Source organism: Paenibacillus sp. 1781tsa1, from assembly GCF_024159265.1.
Lineage (GTDB): Bacteria > Bacillota > Bacilli > Paenibacillales > Paenibacillaceae > Paenibacillus.
This window is the reverse complement of record NZ_JAMYWY010000001.1, coordinates 127,325-147,626: the sequence shown is the minus strand read 5'-3', so window position 1 is coordinate 147,626 and position 20,302 is coordinate 127,325. Positions and strand designations below refer to the sequence as shown.

Genomic DNA, 20,302 nt, shown 5'->3' with positions numbered 1-20,302 from the left:
TCGCAAACTGCACAAAAATATCAATGCTTTTTCGTCACTTTGTACATAAGCAGCAAAAACTGCACTAGAACAGCACTTTCGAAGTGCCTTACATCGTAACCAATCTCTTGTTTGATCTTGTCCAGACGATAAACCAACGTATTACGATGAATGAAAAGCCGTTTGGCTGTCTCGCTCACATTACAGTCCAGGCTAAAAAAGGTCTCCAGCGTAGCAAGAGTCTCACTGTCATTGAAGATTAACGTGTCTTTGCCTGTTTCCTGTATAAACCGTATCCGTTGTGCATCTGGAATACTCGCTACCAATCGTTCCAGATGCAGATCCCATGGGAGATGAATATGCTGCGTAACATGGAATGCTCTCCCCAAGTGAACACTTTCTTTAAGAAGAGCCGTGACTGCTACTAGTTGTTGTGCGGGTATGCATGGCAGGGATGCAGACAGATGGAACACCCCAGCCCACTCACTGGCAACCAGTTCATGTAACCCAAGACAAAAAGCGTTCAGTGAATCCTTTTTGGCTTCCGTTGTATCTTCTTCAGCTTCTTCTGTAACAATTTCTTTATCACCCATGAAAACCCACTCTTGCTCCCTTAAGGGAATCAATACAATCTCCTCGCCAAAATAACTCTCAAGCAGCTTGTTGAGTTCCTTGGATCGTAAACGATGTGCATCCGGCGTATCTCCTTGCAGCAAGAACAGAATTTTCTCAGTATTCAAATCTGCAGGTACCACAAAGCGATCAGGAACCGCTTCAGATTCCTGCTTGGCTGGTTCTTCGATCTGCTCTCTAAGCCAGAGACCCAATTCAGTCAAATACTGCTCCCTATCATTCTCATATACAACAGGCTGTGTCTCATTGGGTAATCCTGTGTTGGAACGGATCAAAAGCTCAATAAATCTCCGTCTCTCCACAGTGATAGATCTTGCAGCGCATCCCCAACATACAACGGTCTCATCTATCTCATTCATCCGAACCTTAAAAAATATACGCTCTCCCGTATTCAAACTGATCACACTGGATGAGTTTGGAGATGTAGATTGTTCAGATAGCTCCAGACTCTCACCTTCATCACCAAAGATCTCTGAATTTTCATGAAGACCCACCAGATTCGCAACGGATTGCGTCCATTCTTCTATTGTAATTTCATATTCGTCCAAAGTTGTGCCTATAATGACTTCAATTTGCTGTTTTAGATCAGGTATGAACTTCATATAATGAACGTCACCACTCTGCATGTTTTCTATTAGTTTATCATATCTTGCGCAGCATTAATAAATATCCATATTCCGTTATAATTACATAACAAAAAAGAGCGACTAATCAAATTAATGATTAATCACTCTTTTTTTAAAGATGAGTCATGAAGGGCTCGAACCTTCGACACCCTGATTAAAAGTCAGGTGCTCTACCAACTGAGCTAATGACTCATAAAACTGGTGGAGGATGATGGATTCGAACCACCGAACCCGTACGGGAGCAGATTTACAGTCTGATGCGTTTGGCCACTTCGCTAATCCTCCAGGGATTAAAGGTGGCTCGGGACGGAATCGAACCGCCGACACGAGGATTTTCAGTCCTCTGCTCTACCGACTGAGCTACCGAGCCATATTTAATTTTTAGGATTAATGGCGGAACCGACGGGATTCGAACCCGCGATCTCCTGCGTGACAGGCAGGCATGTTAGGCCAACTACACCACGGTTCCAGGCATTAATGGTGCCGGCGAGAGGACTTGAACCCCCAACCTACTGATTACAAGTCAGTTGCTCTACCAGTTGAGCTACACCGGCGTATATGGTGGAGGCTGAGGGGATCGAACCCCCGACCCTCTGCTTGTAAGGCAGATGCTCTCCCAGCTGAGCTAAGCCTCCTGGGTAATATGGTAGCGGCGGAGGGGATCGAACCCCCGACCTTACGGGTATGAACCGTACGCTCTAGCCAGCTGAGCTACACCGCCATATTAATTGTGTCTCGATTGCTTGTCCATCTTAAGGTAAAGATGGCGGAGAGAGAGGGATTCGAACCCTCGCACCGCTTACGCAGTCTAACCCCTTAGCAGAGGGTCCCCTTATAGCCACTTGGGTATCTCTCCAAATAACAATCTTCAACTTCATTCAAGGATTGCTCCCTGAAAACTAGATTCGAAACGAAAGATGCGAATTATCACTTGCAATTGGATAAGCCCTCGACCGATTAGTACTGGTCAGCTCCATGCATTGCTGCACTTCCACCCCCAGCCTATCTACCTCGTCGTCTTCAAGGGGTCTTACATACTGGGAAATCTCATCTTGAGGGGGGCTTCACGCTTAGATGCTTTCAGCGTTTATCCCGTCCGTACATAGCTACCCAGCGGTGCTCCTGGCGGAACAACTGGTACACCAGCGGTACGTCCATCCCGGTCCTCTCGTACTAAGGACAGCTCCTCTCAAATTTCCTACGCCCACGACAGATAGGGACCGAACTGTCTCACGACGTTCTGAACCCAGCTCGCGTACCGCTTTAATGGGCGAACAGCCCAACCCTTGGGACCTACTTCAGCCCCAGGATGCGATGAGCCGACATCGAGGTGCCAAACCTCCCCGTCGATGTGGACTCTTGGGGGAGATAAGCCTGTTATCCCCAGGGTAGCTTTTATCCGTTGAGCGATGGCCCTTCCATGCGGTACCACCGGATCACTAAGCCCGACTTTCGTCCCTGCTCGACTTGTAGGTCTCGCAGTCAAGCTCCCTTATGCCTTTGCACTCTTCGAATGATTTCCAACCATTCTGAGGGAACCTTTGGGCGCCTCCGTTACTCTTTAGGAGGCGACCGCCCCAGTCAAACTGCCCACCTGACACTGTCCCCGCACCGGATTACGGTACCAGGTTAGAACCTAGATACGATCAGGGTGGTATCCCAACGTTGCCTCCACAGAAGCTTGCGCTCCTGCTTCAAAGGCTCCCACCTATCCTGTACAGATCGTACCCAAATTCAATATCAAGCTGCAGTAAAGCTCCATGGGGTCTTTCCGTCTTGTCGCGGGTAACCTGCATCTTCACAGGTATTAAAATTTCACCGGATCTCTCGTTGAGACAGCGCCCAAGTCGTTACGCCATTCGTGCGGGTCAGAATTTACCTGACAAGGAATTTCGCTACCTTAGGACCGTTATAGTTACGGCCGCCGTTTACTGGGGCTTCGGTTCACAGCTTCGGATTGCTCCTAACCACTCCCCTTAACCTTCCAGCACCGGGCAGGCGTCAGCCCGTATACTTCGCCTTACGGCTTCGCACAGACCTGTGTTTTTGCTAAACAGTCGCTTGGGCCTTTTCACTGCGGCCCCCTCGTGCTATTCACACTACCGGGGCACCCCTTCTCCCGAAGTTACGGGGTCATTTTGCCGAGTTCCTTAACGAGAGTTCTTCCGCGCGCCTTAGAATACTCTTCTCGCCTACCTGTGTCGGTTTGCGGTACGGGCACCTTCACCTGGCTAGAGGCTTTTCTTGGCAGTGTGAGATCATGACCTTCGCTACTACAATTTTCGCTCCCCATCACAGCTCAGCCTTATTGATGTGCGGATTTGCCTACACATCAGCCTCACTGCTTAGACGGACATCCATCAGTCCGCGTCACTACCCTACTGCGTCCCCCCATTGCTCATAACGGCTTACGGTGGTACAGGAATTTCGACCTGTTGTCCTTCGACTACGCCTTTCGGCCTCGCCTTAGGTCCCGACTTACCCTGAGCGGACGAGCCTTCCTCAGGAACCCTTAGGCTTTCGGCGGATCAGATTCTCACTGATCTTTTCGTTACTCATACCGGCATTCTCACTTGTATAATGTCCAGCGCTCCTTACGGTACACCTTCAACCCTTATACAACGCTCCCCTACCCCTGATGCAAGCATCAAGCCATAGCTTCGGTGGTGTGTTTAGCCCCGTTACATTTTCGGCGCAGAGTCACTCGACCAGTGAGCTATTACGCACTCTTTCAATGGTGGCTGCTTCTAAGCCAACATCCTGGTTGTCTGTGCAACTCCACATCCTTTCCCACTTAACACACACTTGGGGACCTTAGCTGATGGTCTGGGCTGTTTCCCTTTTGACAATGGATCTTAGCACTCACTGTCTGACTCCCGGAAGTAAGTCTATGGCATTCGGAGTTTGACTGAGCTTGGTAACCCTTGCGGGCCCCGCACCCAATCAGTGCTCTACCTCCACGACTCTGTTTTCCGAGGCTAGCCCTAAAGCTATTTCGGGGAGAACCAGCTATCTCCGAGTTCGATTGGAATTTCTCCGCTACCCCCACCTCATCCCCGCACTTTTCAACGTGCGTGGGTTCGGGCCTCCAGTGCGTGTTACCGCACCTTCACCCTGGACAGGGGTAGATCACCCGGTTTCGGGTCTACGTCCACGTACTATGTCGCCCTATTCAGACTCGCTTTCGCTGCGGCTCCGGCTCTTCACCTTAACCTTGCACGGGAACGTAACTCGCCGGTTCATTCTACAAAAGGCACGCCATCACCCCTAAAACGGGCTCTGACTTTTTGTAAGCACACGGTTTCAGGTTCTATTTCACTCCCCTTCCGGGGTGCTTTTCACCTTTCCCTCACGGTACTGCTTCACTATCGGTCGCTAGGAAGTATTTAGCCTTGGCAGATGGTCCTGCCGGATTCATACGGGGTTTCACGTGCCCCGCACTACTCGGGATCCGTCTCGGAGAGAATCAACTTTCAATTACAGGGCTTTTACCTTCTTTGGCGGGCCTTTCCAGACCTCTTCGTTTAACTGACTCCTTTGTAACTCCATGTGAGACGTCCCACAACCCCAAAGAGCAAGCTCTCTGGTTTGGGCTTCTCCGCGTTCGCTCGCCGCTACTGACGGAATCACTATTGTTTTCTCTTCCTCAGGGTACTTAGATGTTTCAGTTCCCCTGGTATGCCTCACACTAACCTATGTATTCAGTTAGGTGTAACTGGAAATTACCCCAGCTGGGTTTCCCCATTCGGACACCCCCGGATCAAAGCTTGCTTACAGCTCCCCGAGGCAGTTTCGTTGTTCGCCACGTCCTTCATCGGCTCCTAGCGCCTAGGCATCCTCCGTGTGCTCTTAGTAGCTTAACCATATTGCTCCGGTTTTGACTGCTCGCTTCCCTTGTTTTGGACTACGTCCAAAGCCAAAAGTCGCTCCCACCCAATACCATCGCAAAAGCAATTAAGTACCAATTTATTAAACTTGTTGAACACAAGTTCAGCTAAAAAGGAATGTTCTAATTCGCATTTACTTTCGTTTCGATATCTAGTTTTCAAAGAACAAACTTGTAAATCATTTTTGGTGGAGCCAAGCGGGATCGAACCGCTGACCTCCTGCTTGCAAGGCAGGCGCTCTCCCAGCTGAGCTATGGCCCCATATGAAATTTAAAGGTATAGATGGTGGGCCCTGGTGGACTCGAACCACCGGCCTCACCCTTATCAGAGGTGCGCTCTAACCAACTGAGCTAAGGGCCCACATTATATATACTATTTGAACCCAAAATGGGTTACGCTTGGCGGCGTTCTACTCTCCCAGGACCCTGCGGTCCAAGTACCATTGACGCTGAAGGGCTTAACGGTCGTGTTCGGGATGGGAACGTGTGGAACCCCTTCGCTATCGCCACCAAACGTTTGAGAGTTTGAGCTCTCAAAACTGAGCAACGAGTGAGTAACTAGCCGACCTGGCTAGATTTTGTATTTGAATGTTTCCACGCGGGAAACGATTCTCCATAGAAAGGAGGTGATCCAGCCGCACCTTCCGATACGGCTACCTTGTTACGACTTCACCCCAATCATCTATCCCACCTTCGGCGGCTGGCTCCTTGCGGTTACCCCACCGACTTCGGGTGTTATAAACTCTCGTGGTGTGACGGGCGGTGTGTACAAGACCCGGGAACGTATTCACCGCGGCATGCTGATCCGCGATTACTAGCAATTCCGACTTCATGCAGGCGAGTTGCAGCCTGCAATCCGAACTGAGACCGGCTTTTTAGGATTCGTTCCACCTCGCGGCTTCACAGCCCGTTGTACCGGCCATTGTAGTACGTGTGTAGCCCAGGTCATAAGGGGCATGATGATTTGACGTCATCCCCACCTTCCTCCGGTTTGTCACCGGCAGTCACCTTAGAGTGCCCACCCGAAGTGCTGGCAACTAAGATCAAGGGTTGCGCTCGTTGCGGGACTTAACCCAACATCTCACGACACGAGCTGACGACAACCATGCACCACCTGTCTCCTCTGTCCCGAAGGAAAGATACATCTCTGTACCGGTCAGAGGGATGTCAAGACCTGGTAAGGTTCTTCGCGTTGCTTCGAATTAAACCACATACTCCACTGCTTGTGCGGGTCCCCGTCAATTCCTTTGAGTTTCAGTCTTGCGACCGTACTCCCCAGGCGGAGTGCTTAATGTGTTAACTTCGGCACCAAGGGTATCGAAACCCCTAACACCTAGCACTCATCGTTTACGGCGTGGACTACCAGGGTATCTAATCCTGTTTGCTCCCCACGCTTTCGCGCCTCAGCGTCAGTTACAGCCCAGAGAGTCGCCTTCGCCACTGGTGTTCCTCCACATATCTACGCATTTCACCGCTACACGTGGAATTCCACTCTCCTCTTCTGCACTCAAGTCACCCAGTTTCCAGTGCGATCCGGGGTTGAGCCCCGGGATTAAACACCAGACTTAAATGACCGCCTGCGCGCGCTTTACGCCCAATAATTCCGGACAACGCTTGCCCCCTACGTATTACCGCGGCTGCTGGCACGTAGTTAGCCGGGGCTTTCTTCTCAGGTACCGTCACCTTGAGAGCAGTTACTCTCCCAAGCGTTCTTCCCTGGCAACAGAGCTTTACGATCCGAAAACCTTCATCACTCACGCGGCATTGCTCCGTCAGGCTTTCGCCCATTGCGGAAGATTCCCTACTGCTGCCTCCCGTAGGAGTCTGGGCCGTGTCTCAGTCCCAGTGTGGCCGATCACCCTCTCAGGTCGGCTACGCATCGTCGCCTTGGTGAGCCGTTACCCCACCAACTAGCTAATGCGCCGCAGGCCCATCCCCAAGTGACAGATTGCTCCGTCTTTCCAGTTTCCTTCAGGCGAAGAAAACAACTATTCGGTATTAGCTACCGTTTCCGGTAGTTGTCCCAAACTTGAGGGCAGGTTGCCTACGTGTTACTCACCCGTCCGCCGCTAACCATCAGAGAAGCAAGCTTCTCATCAAGTCCGCTCGACTTGCATGTATTAGGCATGCCGCCAGCGTTCGTCCTGAGCCAGGATCAAACTCTCCAATAAAGTATTGAAAAGAGCGATAAGCTCATTTTGAATCTGACGAGATTAAAATCTCAATTGTGCTCCAGTCGATCCAAGCCAAGGCTTGTTTCAAACTTTTGCGTTCATTCTGCAAGCAGAATATTTACTCACTCGTTGTTCAGTTTTCAAAGATCAAACTTGTTTTTTGTCACCATTTTCTCTCAGCGGCGACTTTTATAATATACCACACTTCGTTTGTTTTGGTCAAGTGTTTTTTTGAAATTCTTTTTCGAAGCTCGTAATGAACTTCTTCATTTCATCTAAGCATATAACCAAGCAAGCAAAGCAACGAGATATAATGTACCATATAAATATCCTGTGAGTCAACTATCCAAACAAAGAAATTTTCAACCCCAATAATAGCCCCACACCTGGCAATCCCAAAACAGCTACAGTCCCTATCGTTGCAGGGTTCAGTGGGATGTAGGTTCCTATAATCCAGCCGGAATAATTCACGATGTATATCCCAACTGCAGCAAGCACCAGATGAATTCCGAATGACGTGAAAACCGATAACCCTAACCGCTTTCTGAATAAAACCACGATAAGTCCCAGTAACGATACAACCAATACACTCCCCAATATAATACTCTTCATATGGTACACCTCCATGTTTAATGTAAACCCGACTCTACATACTCATTCCTCGCTGTGATGCAACATCATCATTAGCTCTGGCTCGCTTTGCTCTCCTCAAATGAATCTGGTACTTCCGCTCAGCTGCCTCCAATACATAAATGGCATAATCAATTTCATCCTGCCCCTGTGCATCTTCAAACTGTCTCATAGCCCGTTCCCATTCCTGCTTAGCCATCTGAATATCTGCATAGATCTGATCCTCCTCAAGCTCCTTCAACACTCTGTTGTGTTTCTCTATTGAGTTCCGTGTATTTCGCCACAAAAACATAATCTCTCCTCCTCCTGATCAGCACAGCATATTCTCATACTTATCAGGGAAAGGACAAACTTAGAACTCGAGCATTCATTTTCTCCACAAAAAAAAGAGAGCCCAAGGGCTCTCTTTGCACATCGAAACTTATTTAGCATTCGAAGTTTCCAAGGAAGTGCATTGCATAATACAAATTGAAAACACTAACGCATCTCCCTGCGCCCTTCTAACGCTTTGGAAAGGGTCACTTCATCCGCATACTCAAGATCGCCACCTACAGGCAATCCATGCGCAATCCGGGTCACACTGATCTCAAACGGACGTACCAAGCGGGAGATGTACATCGCTGTAGCCTCGCCCTCAATATTGGGGTTTGTCGCCAAGATGATCTCTTTAATACGTTCATCACTTAATCGAATCAGGAGTTCCTTCAAACGAATATCGTCTGGTCCGATTCCCTCCATAGGTGAAATCGCACCTTGTAACACATGATAGTATCCGTCGAATTCCTTGGTGCGCTCCATGGCCACCAGATCTTTCGAATCCTGAACTACACAGATTACAGAGACATCCCTGGACTTATCCTGACAGATGCGACACGGGTCCGTATCGGTAATATTACAACATACAGAACAGTAATGAAGATTACGCTTCACACTTACAAGTGCCTTGGCAAAATCAATAACGTCATCTTCCTTCATGTTAAGCACATGAAAAGCTAAACGCGCTGCCGTCTTGGGACCCACACCCGGCAATCGGGTGAAGGCATCAATCAGCTTGGCTATTGGTTCGGGATAATACAATCGATTGTGTCTCCTTTGACAGGATCAATTTTTAATTAAAATAATCCCGGAATATTCATGCCGCCTGTGAACTTGCCCATATCCTTGTTGGCAATCTCATCGGCTTTGGCCATCGCATCATTAACAGCTGTCATAACGAGATCCTGCAACATTTCAACATCTTCCGGATCTACCGCTTCAGGTTTGATCGTGATAGCAAGCAATTTCTTGTGTCCGTTAACTTCAGCCGTCACTACACCGCCACCGGATGTACCTTGGACTGTTTTGTCCGCCAATTCCTCTTGTGCTTTCAGCATTTGCTCCTGCATTTTCTTCACTTGTTTCATCATTTGGTTCATGTTGTTCATAATTGTTCATCTCCTTCGTTATGGTTATCGCGCTATGCGCATTATTCTTTGATCACTACAAGGTCCTCACCAAAGAGCTGGATGGCTTCATCAATCCATGGCTGCTTGTTGCTTGAACCGCCGTCTTCATGCTCAGGTTCAAGCTTAAAGTCCTCCTTTGGCGTTTCAGAAGCTCCCTCCGTTGCTCCGGTCCAATCTTTGAGCATCATCGTCACCAATCGCGCAGGACGCCCAAGCTGTTCGGACAACACCCTCTCAATAACTTCACGATTAGCCTGTTTCTCCGTTGTTTCACGGTGAATGTTGTTTTTAAAAGCAACCAACACATTGTCTTCAAGCAATGATACCGGCTCACCATCCACGAACCAGGCGTGAACAGTAACCCTCTCTTCCTTCACCCTTTGCAGGATCTGACTCCATTTTTTGCTGATCTCTGCGAACTCAGGGGCTCCCTTGCGCGCAACATACTGATCCAACTGTGCAGGAAGCTTCGCAGGCGAGTTGCCTCTCGATACAGGAGCTCGTGTTGTCGGACGCGATGGAGCGCTCGATGCACCTTCTCCACCAGACAACCCACTCTTTAGTGCACGATCCAACTTCTTCTCCAACTCAGCAAGTTGCTGCTTCAAGCGGTTGATCTCTCCCCCATCAGCAGGTGCTGCATGAGCTGAAGTTCCCACCTGAACAGAAGCCTCGCCTTGAGCTGGAATACTACACAGTTTAAGCAATGCAACTTCAAATAATGTCTGTGGCTGTACTGCATACTTCATTTCGCTCTGGTACCGATTAAGGGTATCAATCATGTGGAACAGTTGTTCCCTGGTGAATGACTCCGCCATATCACGGAAAGATTCCGGATTAAGTACCCGGTCCGTCAGTTTATCTGCATCAGGTACCATCTTAATCATAAGCAAATCACGGAAATAATACAGCAAATTCTCCATGCACTTGTCTGCACTCTTTCCTTCATGCATGAAACCTTCGATCATCTGCAGAATATGACCAACATCACCCTTGAGCAACGAAGCAGCCAGTTTGGCAAATTGCTCTGAAGCAATTCCCCCCGTCATGTCCATGACCTGCTGATACGTTACTCGCCCATCCGTAAATGAAGAGATCTGATCCAGCACACTAAGTGCATCCCTCATTCCACCGTCTGATAAACGGGCAATGTATTGGAGCGCATCCTGGTCCGCTTCCATGCCTTCCTGTTCACAGATCAGGGTAAGTCTTGCTGTCTGCTCTTCCAGAGAAACCCGGCGAAAATCAAATCGCTGACAGCGCGATATAATGGTAGCTGGGAGGCGGTGCGGTTCTGTTGTTGCCAAAATAAACATCACATGTGGAGGTGGCTCTTCCAATGTTTTGAGCAAAGCATTGAATGCCTCCGTCGTCAGCATGTGCACTTCATCAATAATATAGACTTTCTGCCGGACTTCGGTTGGCGCATATTTAACCTTTTCCCGAAGATCACGGATTTCTTCAACGCCCCGATTGGACGCAGCGTCAATCTCCTGCACATCCATCACAGCGCCAGTCGTAATCCTGCGGCAAGCTTCACACTCGTTACAAGGTTCAGGCGCAGGCCCACGTTCGCAGTTCACAGCTTTGGCCAAAATCTTGGCGGCACTTGTCTTCCCCGTTCCTCTGGGCCCGCTAAATAAGTAGGCATGGGAAGTCCGCTGTTCACGAATCGCGTTCTGCAAGGTCTGAATAATATGCTGTTGCCCCACCATATCTTGAAACGACTGGGGACGCCAAGCCCGGTATAACGCGATATGCTCCATGATGCGTTACCTTCCTTCCACTTCGCATTCGAGTCCTTTGTCGTTCCCCCATTATACTATATTCCAGGGTGAATCCAAACTTTATCTGACTCATTCATGCGTGGTTTTTTAAGACATATCAAAAAGACCTCTGCATACATACAACTGCAAAGGTCTCTACATTTAAATGGTAAGCCGTGCACCTGCTATCGATATTCGCGATCCAAGTGGCACCCCTGAACAATAGCTCGGGCTAGGCAACCCTCCGGCACAAGAGTGATCTCACTTATGGCTGCTTCCTTCCGGACCTGACCAGGTTCATGAGTACTCATTGCGGAGGACCCAACCGTCAACACCACGTTCAGGGACCAAACCTCACATCGACAAAACCTCTAGCAGGAATTCAACCTCGCTATAGCGGATTGCGAGTTACAGGGCACCGCTACCTCCCCATCTAGCACGGTAAGAAATAGTATAACGTAAGGTCATCCAAATTGCAACCAGAGGAAAGCGGAAGCAACTATGCTTACATATAACATATAAAAACCCCTGCCAGATCAGCAGGGGTGTGTTGGATGCAATTAGCAGACAACTCCAAGAATTGTCCTATTAGATTCCGTATTTCTTCTTGAAACGATCAACACGGCCGCCAGCATCGATAAACTTCTGTTTACCTGTGAAGAACGGGTGGCACGCGGAGCAAATCTCTACACGAAGTCCGTCTTTAACCGAACCTGTCTCAAAAGTATTCCCGCAAGCGCAAGATACTTGACCAATCGTGTAATTAGGATGAATTGCTTCTTTCATTACCTTTCACCTCTTTCCGCCCTGAGCCTCAAGCGGACCCAGAGTAAATGGCACAACTCTGAGATTATAACACGGCCTTGTGCCCTGTTGCAATCCATTATTGTTAAGAGGTAATCAACCGTTTTGGACGTGCCATTCCAGCTGGTGGAACATGGGTATACGATCCGATCACAACATCAGGCAACTCGTCTTCAAAGATCTCAATCATCTGCTTCATGCCCAAGATATCGCCTTGAGCAGGAGGAATTAATTCCAGATAACTCTCCGGATCAATATTGAGGTTACGCATCTGAATCAAGCGTAGATCGGTTCTTCTCGCAAACTCAATCATCGCCTCAATCTCTTCTTCACGATCCGTTACACCCGGGAAGATCAAATAGTTAATCGAGGTGTATACACCCTGCTGCGCCGCGTATTTCATCGACTTTTCAACATTGGCTAAGGTATAACCACGCGGTTTATAGTAGGCGTTATAGTGGTCATCCCGTGCGCTAATTGTACTTACGCGCATCAGATCCAATCCAGCATCTACAATACCTCTAATATGATCGTTCAGACCGGCATTGGTATTAATGTTGATATACCCCATGTCCGTTACAGAACGTACTTCGCGAATCGCTTCAATAATCAGCTTAGCCTGCGTAGAAGGCTCCCCTTCACAACCTTGTCCAAAGCTAATGATGGACTCCGGCGTCTTCAGGTGTTCCAGCATAACCTCCACAATCTCATCCACACGTGGTCGGAAGTTCATACGTGTCTGCGGGGAAACAAAGCCGCTATCATCCGGTTGCTCGGAGATACACCCGAAACAACCTGCATTGCAAGAATAGGATACTGGTACTCCACCTTCCCAACGGTTCAGGAACGTGTTCGATGAAGTTAAACATTCATATCCAAGAGCACAGTTGGATAGATGGGTGTAGAGACGGTTCTCGGGGTATTGCTCTGTCAATCGTTTAACCCCGGAACGCACATCGTCACGGTCACAGTTGAGCGGATTCCATTTGTCAGGACTATCCGACTTCGAAGCGGTGACATAGAAACCACCATCTTTCCATACTACTGCGGAATAACCGAACAACGGCAACTTATACTCCTTATCCGTCTTCACATATCCCGGGAGGCACAAACGAGTAAATCCTTGCGGAAGCAAAGCACCTACAGCCTGTGTGTCCGTTGGCATTGGCAGCATCTCACCGGTGTCCGGGTCCATACCAATGGGCCGGGTGCTCGGGAGTCCAACCAACGTTGCGCCCTCTGGCAAAGGGATAAGTTCGTCTTCCATAATCTCCACGATCATATCTCCACTGCGGGCAAGCCCGTACAGGGAAGGATGATCAAATACATTACCTTTTTCATCTGCGTATACTAAATACATGATGTTCTCCTCACATCTAATGGGTTAAACCTAACGACGAGTGTATTGTAACATTCACAGCAGTGCTGCAAAAAGAAAGTGATTAGTCGAACGACACTTACGTCGAAGTACCTGACGTAGCTGTCTGTCTAGGTGAGCGACGGGTGGTTGTTGTCCCGGAATTGCTTGTCGGGCTATTACCAGCCGAATCAAATGCCGCCAAAAACTCTGCATTTGTCTTGCTGTTACGAAGTTTCTTCAGGAATCCTTCGACAAAGTCATGGGAATCATTCATGTTTTTACGAATTGCCCAGATTGTATCCAACTCTTCCTTGCTGAGCAACACTTCTTCACGGCGTGTGCCGGAACGACGAATGTCGATTGCCGGGAATATGCGGCGCTCTGCCAGACGACGGTCCAGATGAAGTTCCATATTACCCGTACCCTTAAATTCTTCATAAATGACGTCATCCATACGTGATCCGGTATCAATCAATGCAGTTGCCAGGATGGTCAAGCTTCCGCCTTCTTCCACATTCCGGGCAGAACCGAAGAAACGTTTCGGACGATGGAATGCAGCCGGATCAATACCACCACTAAGTGTACGACCGGATGGTGGAATAACCAGGTTATATGCACGGGCAAGACGCGTAATGCTATCCAGCAGGATAACAACATCCTTTTTGGCCTCAACGAGACGAAGCGCACGCTCAAGTACCAATTCCGCCACTTTAATATGATTCTCAGGCAGTTCATCAAATGTCGAAGCCACAACTTCCCCTTTTACCGAACGCGACATATCCGTTACTTCCTCTGGACGTTCATCAATCAACAGGACAAACAGTTCAATTTCAGGATTGTTAGTTGAGATGCTGTTGGCAATTTCTTTGAGGAGAAGCGTTTTACCCGCTTTGGGAGGTGCTACGATCAATCCGCGCTGTCCCAATCCTACCGGGGCGAGCACATCCATAATGCGTGTGGACAAATGGTTGGGGGATGTTTCGAGAACCAGTTTTTTCTGCGGATACAGTGGGGTTAGTGCCGGGAAGTGAAGTCGCTCTGCAGCCGCCGATGGATTCTCACCATTTACAGCGTTGACTTGCAACAAACCGAAGTATCTCTCGTTTTCCTTAGGCGTTCTACATTTACCTGATACGAGGTCGCCTGTTCTTAGGTCAAACTTGCGAATCTGAGAAGCCGAGATGTAGATGTCTTCCGTACTTGGCAAGTAGTTAATCGGCCGAAGAAATCCGTAACCTTCAGGTAAAATCTCTAGTACGCCTTGCATGAACATCAGACCGCTCTGTTCGGCTTGTGCGCGCAGTATAGCAAAGATTAATTCTTTCTTTTTTAACGTACCATAGTAAGGTATCTGATATTTTTTGGCCAGTTTGTAGAGGTCCGTTAGTTTCATTTCTTCCAAATCGGAAATTTGTAGATCCATATAATAACCACCTATTCAATTAATAAGTCCGTGTGAAATGGATAGTTTCGCTAGATGTTCCGGCTATAGAGCGCAGCATCTGCCACAATCTCTTCTGTCCATTGTACGGAATGTAACCGTTATAATGCAAATACTTGTCTTTGAGTGTAAGTTTCCGGGTGGGATGGCCAATATTCGGCATGATCCGCTATTGAGTGAACGATGCATTGAGGCGATCAATCCGGATAGACCGGCTATGGAGCGCAGTTCAAACAAAACCGGGGGTTGGGGATGAAAAATGATGTTCTTACAGCCATATGAAGTTTAATTCAAAAAAAGACCCTCCGGTAAAGGAAACAGTAACATTTCGTCTTATGCCGGAGAGACTGAGAACTCTATTAAAACAGGTTTACCTAATCATCGAAAAGATATGCAGTTCAGCTAAAATAAACATGTGTATGACTGAATCACGCATAATGCTTACCATTAATCCGTTTCCCGCCACACATCTGCACCGAGCAAGCGCAGGTTAGTCACCAGATGATCATAACCACGGTCGATATATTCGACCCCAGTTACTTCAGTCACACCCTCACTGACGGTGAGACCTGCAATCACCAGCGCTGCTCCAGCGCGAAGATCGGATGCTTTTACTTTGGCCGCGTTTAATGCACTGCCTTCAATAATCGCTGACCGTCCTTCTACTCGAATCTTTGCGCCCATCCGTACCAATTCAGGCACATGCTTAAACCGATTGCTGTATACAAAGTCGCTCAGGACACTTACACCGGTTGCCTGTGTTAAAACACTGGTCATTGGTGACTGTAGATCCGTCGGAAAACCAGGATACACAAGTGCCTTCACGTCGACATGATTATAGTTCGGTTTGCCAATAACACGTATACTTTCATCCAATTCTTCAATGCCAACACCCATCTCCAACAGCTTTGCCGTTAAAGCTTCCAGATGTTTGGGAATCACATTGTCAATCAGAACATCTCCACGCGTCGCTGCTGCAGCGATCATATACGTTCCCGCTTGTATACGGTCCGGAATGATGGAATGACGGCAGCCTTTAAGCTCCGAGACCCCTTCAATACGGATCGTTTCGGTACCAGCACCCTTGATGCTGGCACCCATGGAATTTAGAAGTGTTGCTACATCTATAATCTCAGGCTCTTTAGCCGCGTTTTCGATAATTGTAGAGCCTTTGGCACGAGTAGCCGCCAGCATGATATTAATGGTTGCGCCGACACTGCTTACATCAAGATAAATTTTTGCTCCGCGCAGCTCTTTGGCATGCAAATGAATGGAGCCATGTTCGTTCGTTACGGTTGCGCCAAGCGCTTCAAATCCTTTGATATGTTGATCAATTGGACGAGGCTCAAAATTACAGCCCCCTGGTAAACCTATGGTTGCTTCTTTGAAACGTCCTAGCAATGCACCCATCATGTAATACGAAGCACGAAGCTTCTTCACGGGACCATTCGGCATAGGAATCGATTTGATATCAGAAGGGTCAATTTTCATCTGACTGCCTTCCCAAGTCACATGTGCTCCGAGTTCCTCCAAAATTTCTGCATAAACCGCCACATCACTCAAAAGCGGCAGGTTGTCCAACACGACTTCTGACTCGGCAAGCAATGCTGCAGGAATAAGCGCAATGGCGCTGTTCTTGGCGCCGCTTATAGTTACAGTTCCCTGTAACGGACGTCCGCCACTAATCATCAATTTTTCCATAAAGCTTAATGTCCCCCTACGTGTTTTGCAGCCGATGAACGGCAATACGTGCTGATGGCTTCCGATGTAGAAATAAGGTGTGAAAATGGAAAGACACCGGCTAGGCGGTGTTCTTCCATTTCACAGTATGGAACTGGCAAAGATAATTTACGCTTTGTTGTTAGAACCAAACTCGCGGATTTTACCTTTAACGGTTTCTTTGATTGCATCACGGCCTGGTACGATGAATGTACGTGGATCGTAAGCATCTGGTTTAGCTGCAAGCACTTCACGAACCACTTTTGAGAAAGCAATTTGGTTCTCTGTGTTTACGTTAATTTTGGAAGTACCCAGGGAAATGGCTTTGTCGATGTCGTGTTTAGGAATACCTGTACCACCGTGCAATACGAGTGGAACTTGTACCGCGTCACGAACTTCTTCCATCTCTTTGAAGCCCAGGTTAGGCTCGCCATGGTAAGGACCGTGTACGGAACCAAGAGCCGGTGCCAATGTGTCGATACCTGTTTCTTTAACGATACGGATACACTCGTTCAGGTCAGCGTACATGATTCCGCCGATAACGTCGTCTTCTTGTCCGCCTACAGTACCTACTTCAGCTTCTACAGAAACGCCTTTAGCGTGTGCATATTCAACAACTTTTTTAGTCATTTCGATATTTTCATCGATAGAGTGGTGGGAACCGTCGATCATAACGGATGTAAATCCAGCATCGATCGCTTCTTTACACTTGTCGAAGCTTGAACCGTGGTCCAGGTGGATCGCAACTGGTACGGAGATTTTCATGTCGTGAATGAGTCCTTCTACCATTTTAACTACTGTGTAGAAGCCGCCCATGTGACGTGCTGCGCCTTCGGATACACCCAGGATTACTGGGGATTTTTCTTCTTCAGCTGCACCAAGAATCGCTTGAGTCCACTCAAGGTTATTGATGTTGTATTGACCAACTGCATATTTTCCTTCAAGTGCTTTGTTCAACATGTCTGTCATAGATACTAATGGCATGGTTTCAATCCTCCTAGGGGTTTGGGTTGTGTCTATGGTTTTTAGCCGAAATCACATACGGCCTTATTATACCACATCCCATGTCAAATACTAAACAAGCATTTGCAAAAATGCTGTGCTTTGCAGCACAGTTTTCATAGACACCGCTTTATAACTTGCCCATTCCCAATATTCCCCGGATAAAGCGGTGAAATACCCCATTCTCCCCACCAAGTACCATCTATGTTCTCCACACGCAAAAAAATCCTGTATCAACAGGATTCAGCTGCATTTATTGGCAGTACCATTGCGCAGTTGCATATTAACAGCCACTCGCATCTCGTCGATATCAAACGGTTTCGTAAAGTGCATGAGCGCTCCGAGATCCGTGGCTTCCTTAATCATGTCCAGTTCACCATATGCGGTCATCATAATCACCTTGATACCCGGATCAATTTCTTTAATATGCTTCAGGATTTCCAGACCGTCCATCCCAGGAATCTTCATATCGAGCAATACCAGGTCAGGCTTGTCATTATTTACAATCTCCAGAGCAACCTTGCCGTTGGGTGCTTGAAAGGTGTTATACCCTTCACTGCTGAACACTTCCATTAACAGGATTCGGATTCCATTCTGGTCATCAACAATCAAAACTTTTTTATCTTCCACTCTGTAACCCCCTAGAATTAGGAAAGCATATACGTCTTCGAATCTGGATAACTATCCCATAGTCGTCATGATAAGTATTCTACCTCTTCCATTAAAATCCTGCTACTTTCACAAAATGACAAAAAGCAATTCAGACTGCTTTTTACGCAAAAAAAAGGGATGTTCAAGGCATCCGCTTCGGTTGCCTTGAACATCCCAATATCTATTACGTCAACACTAAAACATTATTATTTCTTTACATTCTCCAATGAAGCTTTCACGAATTCACGGAACAATGGTTGCGGACGGTTCGGACGGGAAGTGAATTCCGGATGGAATTGTACCGCCAGGAACCATGGGTGTCCTGGAAGTTCCACGATCTCAACCAGACGTCCATCCGGGGATGTACCCGAGATAACCAGTCCTGCTTTTTCGATTGCTTCACGGTATTCGTTGTTGAACTCATACCGGTGACGGTGTCTCTCATATACCAGCTCGTCATCATAACAAGCCATCGCCAAAGAACCTTCCTGAAGCTTACAAGGATACAGACCCAGACGCATCGTACCACCCAGATTTTCGATATCTTTTTGCTCAGGCAACAGATCAATCACAGGGAATTCGGTAGCCGGATTAATCTCGGAGCTGTTCGCACCATTCAAACCAACGATGGAACGTGCATATTCAATAACGGAAACCTGCATACCCAGGCAAATACCGAAGAACGGAATTTGTTTCTCACGAGCATAACGGATTGCCGATACTTTACCTTCAATACCACGATCTCCGAATCCGCCAGGAACAAGGATACCGCCAATACCATGTAACAAATCGCCTACATTCTCATCCGTAATATCTTCAGAAGGAACCCAGCGAATTTTGACATCGGCATTTGATGCAAATCCTGCGTGAGACAACGACTCAACAACACTCAGGTATGCATCATGCAACGCTACATATTTACCAACAATAGCGATCTCAACCGTATGCTCCAACTTGTTAATCCGGTCAACCAGCCCTTCCCACTCGCTCATATCCGGTGCAGGAGTAGTCAGTTTCAGGTGATTTACCACGATCTCATCCAAGCCTTCTTCACGCAGGTTCAAAGGTACTTGATACAAGGTGTCTGCATCGCGACATTCAACCACGGCATTCTCATCAATGTCGCAGAAGAGAGCAATCTTGGCTTTCATGTCGTCAGACAATTCATACTCCGTACGGCATACAATCACATTCGGCTGAATACCGATGCTGCGCAATTCCTTAACACTATGCTGCGTTGGTTTTGTTTTCACTTCACCCGCTGCTTTGATATAAGGAATAAGTGTTACGTGGATGTACATCACATTGTCGCGACCTACATCACTCTTGATCTGACGAATGGCTTCCAGGAAAGGCAAACTCTCGATGTCGCCCACTGTTCCACCAATTTCCGTAATAACCACATCCGAACCTGCTTCACGTCCAGCGCGGAATACACGCTCTTTGATCTCGTTCGTAATGTGTGGAATAACTTGTACCGTTCCGCCCAGATATTCCCCGCGTCGCTCTTTGCTGATGACGGAAGAGTATACTTTACCAGTCGTGACGTTGCTGTTTTTGGAGAGATTGATATCAATAAAACGTTCATAGTGGCCAAGATCCAGATCCGTTTCCGCGCCATCATCCGTTACAAAAACCTCGCCGTGCTGATAAGGACTCATTGTCCCCGGGTCGATGTTGATATATGGATCAAATTTCTGGATCGTTACTTTAAGCCCTCTGTTTTTCAGCAATCTGCCCAGCGAAGCAGCCGTAATCCCTTTGCCCAGGGAGGACACAACTCCGCCTGTCACGAAAATATACTTTGTCACTGTTATTACCCTCCTAATATAAGTACAGAAATTCAGGCGATATATGGTGTTATCGTAACCTGTTTCCCAGGTAATCATCGTTAAAAAGAGCAATGGCAGAAATTCCCTGCATCTGCGAACTGCTCTTTCTGCGAAGACGGTTTAAATACACGTTGTTCTACAGCAAAAAATGGTGCAAATATTCCGGTAGCCTCCATTTCATTTTGTGTTTTTGATATACAAAAACGGGCCACGAAATGTTGGCCGGGAGCATACGGAAAAGAAATCATTTTGCAAAATTATGCCTCTAAAAATACAAAAAAAAGTACTCCCGCAGGACGGGGCACCTTCTATAAAAAACATAAATATATTGTCGCTCATTCATAAGCCCATGCA

13 protein-coding genes, 10 tRNA genes, 3 rRNA genes and 1 other RNA gene are annotated in these 20,302 nt (G+C 47.7%); all 27 read right to left on the bottom strand.

The window, feature by feature from the left end:
• Nucleotides 1-20: 20 nt before the first annotated feature.
• The 27 genes from NKT06_RS00740 to NKT06_RS00610 all read right to left on the bottom strand — a co-directional run bounded on the left by NKT06_RS00740 (nt 21) and on the right by NKT06_RS00610 (nt 19,927).
• Entirely contained in the window at nt 21-1,214 is a 1,194-nt protein-coding gene (locus tag NKT06_RS00740) for a PucR family transcriptional regulator (protein ID WP_253429013.1), read from the bottom strand.
• A 143-nt stretch (nt 1,215-1,357) separates the two neighbouring features.
• A tRNA-Lys gene (locus NKT06_RS00735) sits at nt 1,358-1,430 on the bottom strand.
• Between the two features lie 7 nt (nt 1,431-1,437).
• Nucleotides 1,438-1,523, bottom strand: a tRNA-Tyr gene (locus tag NKT06_RS00730).
• Between the two features lie 12 nt (nt 1,524-1,535).
• A tRNA-Phe gene (locus NKT06_RS00725) sits at nt 1,536-1,608 on the bottom strand.
• A gap of 21 nt (nt 1,609-1,629) precedes the next feature.
• A tRNA-Asp gene (locus NKT06_RS00720) sits at nt 1,630-1,707 on the bottom strand.
• A gap of 9 nt (nt 1,708-1,716) precedes the next feature.
• Nucleotides 1,717-1,792: transfer RNA gene (locus NKT06_RS00715), tRNA-Thr, on the bottom strand.
• Nucleotides 1,793-1,797: 5 nt separating this feature from the next.
• Nucleotides 1,798-1,873: transfer RNA gene (locus NKT06_RS00710), tRNA-Val, on the bottom strand.
• A gap of 9 nt (nt 1,874-1,882) precedes the next feature.
• Nucleotides 1,883-1,959, bottom strand: a tRNA-Met gene (locus tag NKT06_RS00705).
• 43 nt (nt 1,960-2,002) lie between these two features.
• A tRNA-Ser gene (locus tag NKT06_RS00700) sits at nt 2,003-2,094 on the bottom strand.
• A gap of 81 nt (nt 2,095-2,175) precedes the next feature.
• Nucleotides 2,176-5,101, bottom strand: a 23S ribosomal RNA gene (locus NKT06_RS00695).
• 209 nt (nt 5,102-5,310) lie between these two features.
• A tRNA-Ala gene (locus NKT06_RS00690) sits at nt 5,311-5,386 on the bottom strand.
• A 22-nt stretch (nt 5,387-5,408) separates the two neighbouring features.
• Nucleotides 5,409-5,485 (bottom strand) — tRNA-Ile (locus NKT06_RS00685).
• A gap of 36 nt (nt 5,486-5,521) precedes the next feature.
• Nucleotides 5,522-5,638, bottom strand: a 5S ribosomal RNA gene (gene rrf / locus NKT06_RS00680).
• Between the two features lie 105 nt (nt 5,639-5,743).
• Nucleotides 5,744-7,295 (bottom strand): 16S ribosomal RNA (locus tag NKT06_RS00675).
• Together the 16S, 23S and 5S rRNA genes with 10 tRNA genes alongside form the textbook arrangement of a ribosomal RNA operon.
• A gap of 345 nt (nt 7,296-7,640) precedes the next feature.
• Nucleotides 7,641-7,910: a pro-sigmaK processing inhibitor BofA family protein gene (locus NKT06_RS00670; RefSeq protein ID WP_253429011.1), complete on the bottom strand. Its 270-nt coding sequence runs from the start codon at nt 7,908-7,910 to the stop codon at nt 7,641-7,643.
• 34 nt (nt 7,911-7,944) lie between these two features.
• On the bottom strand, nt 7,945-8,220 hold the full coding sequence (locus NKT06_RS00665) for a DUF2508 family protein (RefSeq protein ID WP_253429009.1): 276 nt from the start codon (nt 8,218-8,220) through the stop codon (nt 7,945-7,947).
• A gap of 185 nt (nt 8,221-8,405) precedes the next feature.
• Complete coding sequence (recR, locus tag NKT06_RS00660; RefSeq protein WP_062838113.1) at nt 8,406-9,005, bottom strand: recombination mediator RecR; 600 nt, start codon at nt 9,003-9,005, stop codon at nt 8,406-8,408.
• 35 nt (nt 9,006-9,040) lie between these two features.
• On the bottom strand, nt 9,041-9,352 hold the full coding sequence (locus NKT06_RS00655) for a YbaB/EbfC family nucleoid-associated protein (protein ID WP_036607248.1): 312 nt from the start codon (nt 9,350-9,352) through the stop codon (nt 9,041-9,043).
• Between the two features lie 41 nt (nt 9,353-9,393).
• Nucleotides 9,394-11,139 (bottom strand): DNA polymerase III subunit gamma/tau, encoded by a 1,746-nt coding sequence (gene dnaX / locus NKT06_RS00650; protein WP_253429007.1) that lies wholly within the window; start codon nt 11,137-11,139, stop codon nt 9,394-9,396.
• Between the two features lie 174 nt (nt 11,140-11,313).
• Nucleotides 11,314-11,581, bottom strand: an RNA gene (gene ffs, locus NKT06_RS00645) — signal recognition particle sRNA large type.
• A gap of 146 nt (nt 11,582-11,727) precedes the next feature.
• The gene (gene rpmE, locus NKT06_RS00640) at nt 11,728-11,925 is read right to left on the bottom strand and encodes a 50S ribosomal protein L31 (RefSeq protein ID WP_036607255.1); all 198 of its coding nucleotides are present in this window, start codon (nt 11,923-11,925) and stop codon (nt 11,728-11,730) included.
• Nucleotides 11,926-12,028: 103 nt separating this feature from the next.
• Nucleotides 12,029-13,303 carry a radical SAM family protein gene (locus NKT06_RS00635; RefSeq protein WP_253429004.1) on the bottom strand — a complete coding sequence of 425 codons (1,275 nt, stop codon included), beginning with the start codon at nt 13,301-13,303 and terminating at the stop codon, nt 12,029-12,031.
• Nucleotides 13,304-13,400: 97 nt separating this feature from the next.
• Nucleotides 13,401-14,726, bottom strand: coding sequence for a transcription termination factor Rho (gene rho / locus NKT06_RS00630; protein WP_036607258.1), 1,326 nt, complete (start codon nt 14,724-14,726; stop codon nt 13,401-13,403).
• Nucleotides 14,727-15,191: 465 nt separating this feature from the next.
• Nucleotides 15,192-16,445 carry a UDP-N-acetylglucosamine 1-carboxyvinyltransferase gene (locus NKT06_RS00625; RefSeq protein ID WP_253429002.1) on the bottom strand — a complete coding sequence of 418 codons (1,254 nt, stop codon included), beginning with the start codon at nt 16,443-16,445 and terminating at the stop codon, nt 15,192-15,194.
• Nucleotides 16,446-16,592: 147 nt separating this feature from the next.
• On the bottom strand, nt 16,593-17,447 hold the full coding sequence (gene fba / locus NKT06_RS00620; protein ID WP_091039193.1) for a class II fructose-1,6-bisphosphate aldolase: 855 nt from the start codon (nt 17,445-17,447) through the stop codon (nt 16,593-16,595).
• A gap of 261 nt (nt 17,448-17,708) precedes the next feature.
• Complete coding sequence (locus NKT06_RS00615; RefSeq protein WP_017691292.1) at nt 17,709-18,095, bottom strand: response regulator; 387 nt, start codon at nt 18,093-18,095, stop codon at nt 17,709-17,711.
• 227 nt (nt 18,096-18,322) lie between these two features.
• A complete protein-coding gene (locus NKT06_RS00610) occupies nt 18,323-19,927 on the bottom strand; it encodes a CTP synthase (RefSeq protein ID WP_253429000.1) in 1,605 nt (534 codons plus the stop codon).
• Nucleotides 19,928-20,302: the final 375 nt, after the last annotated feature.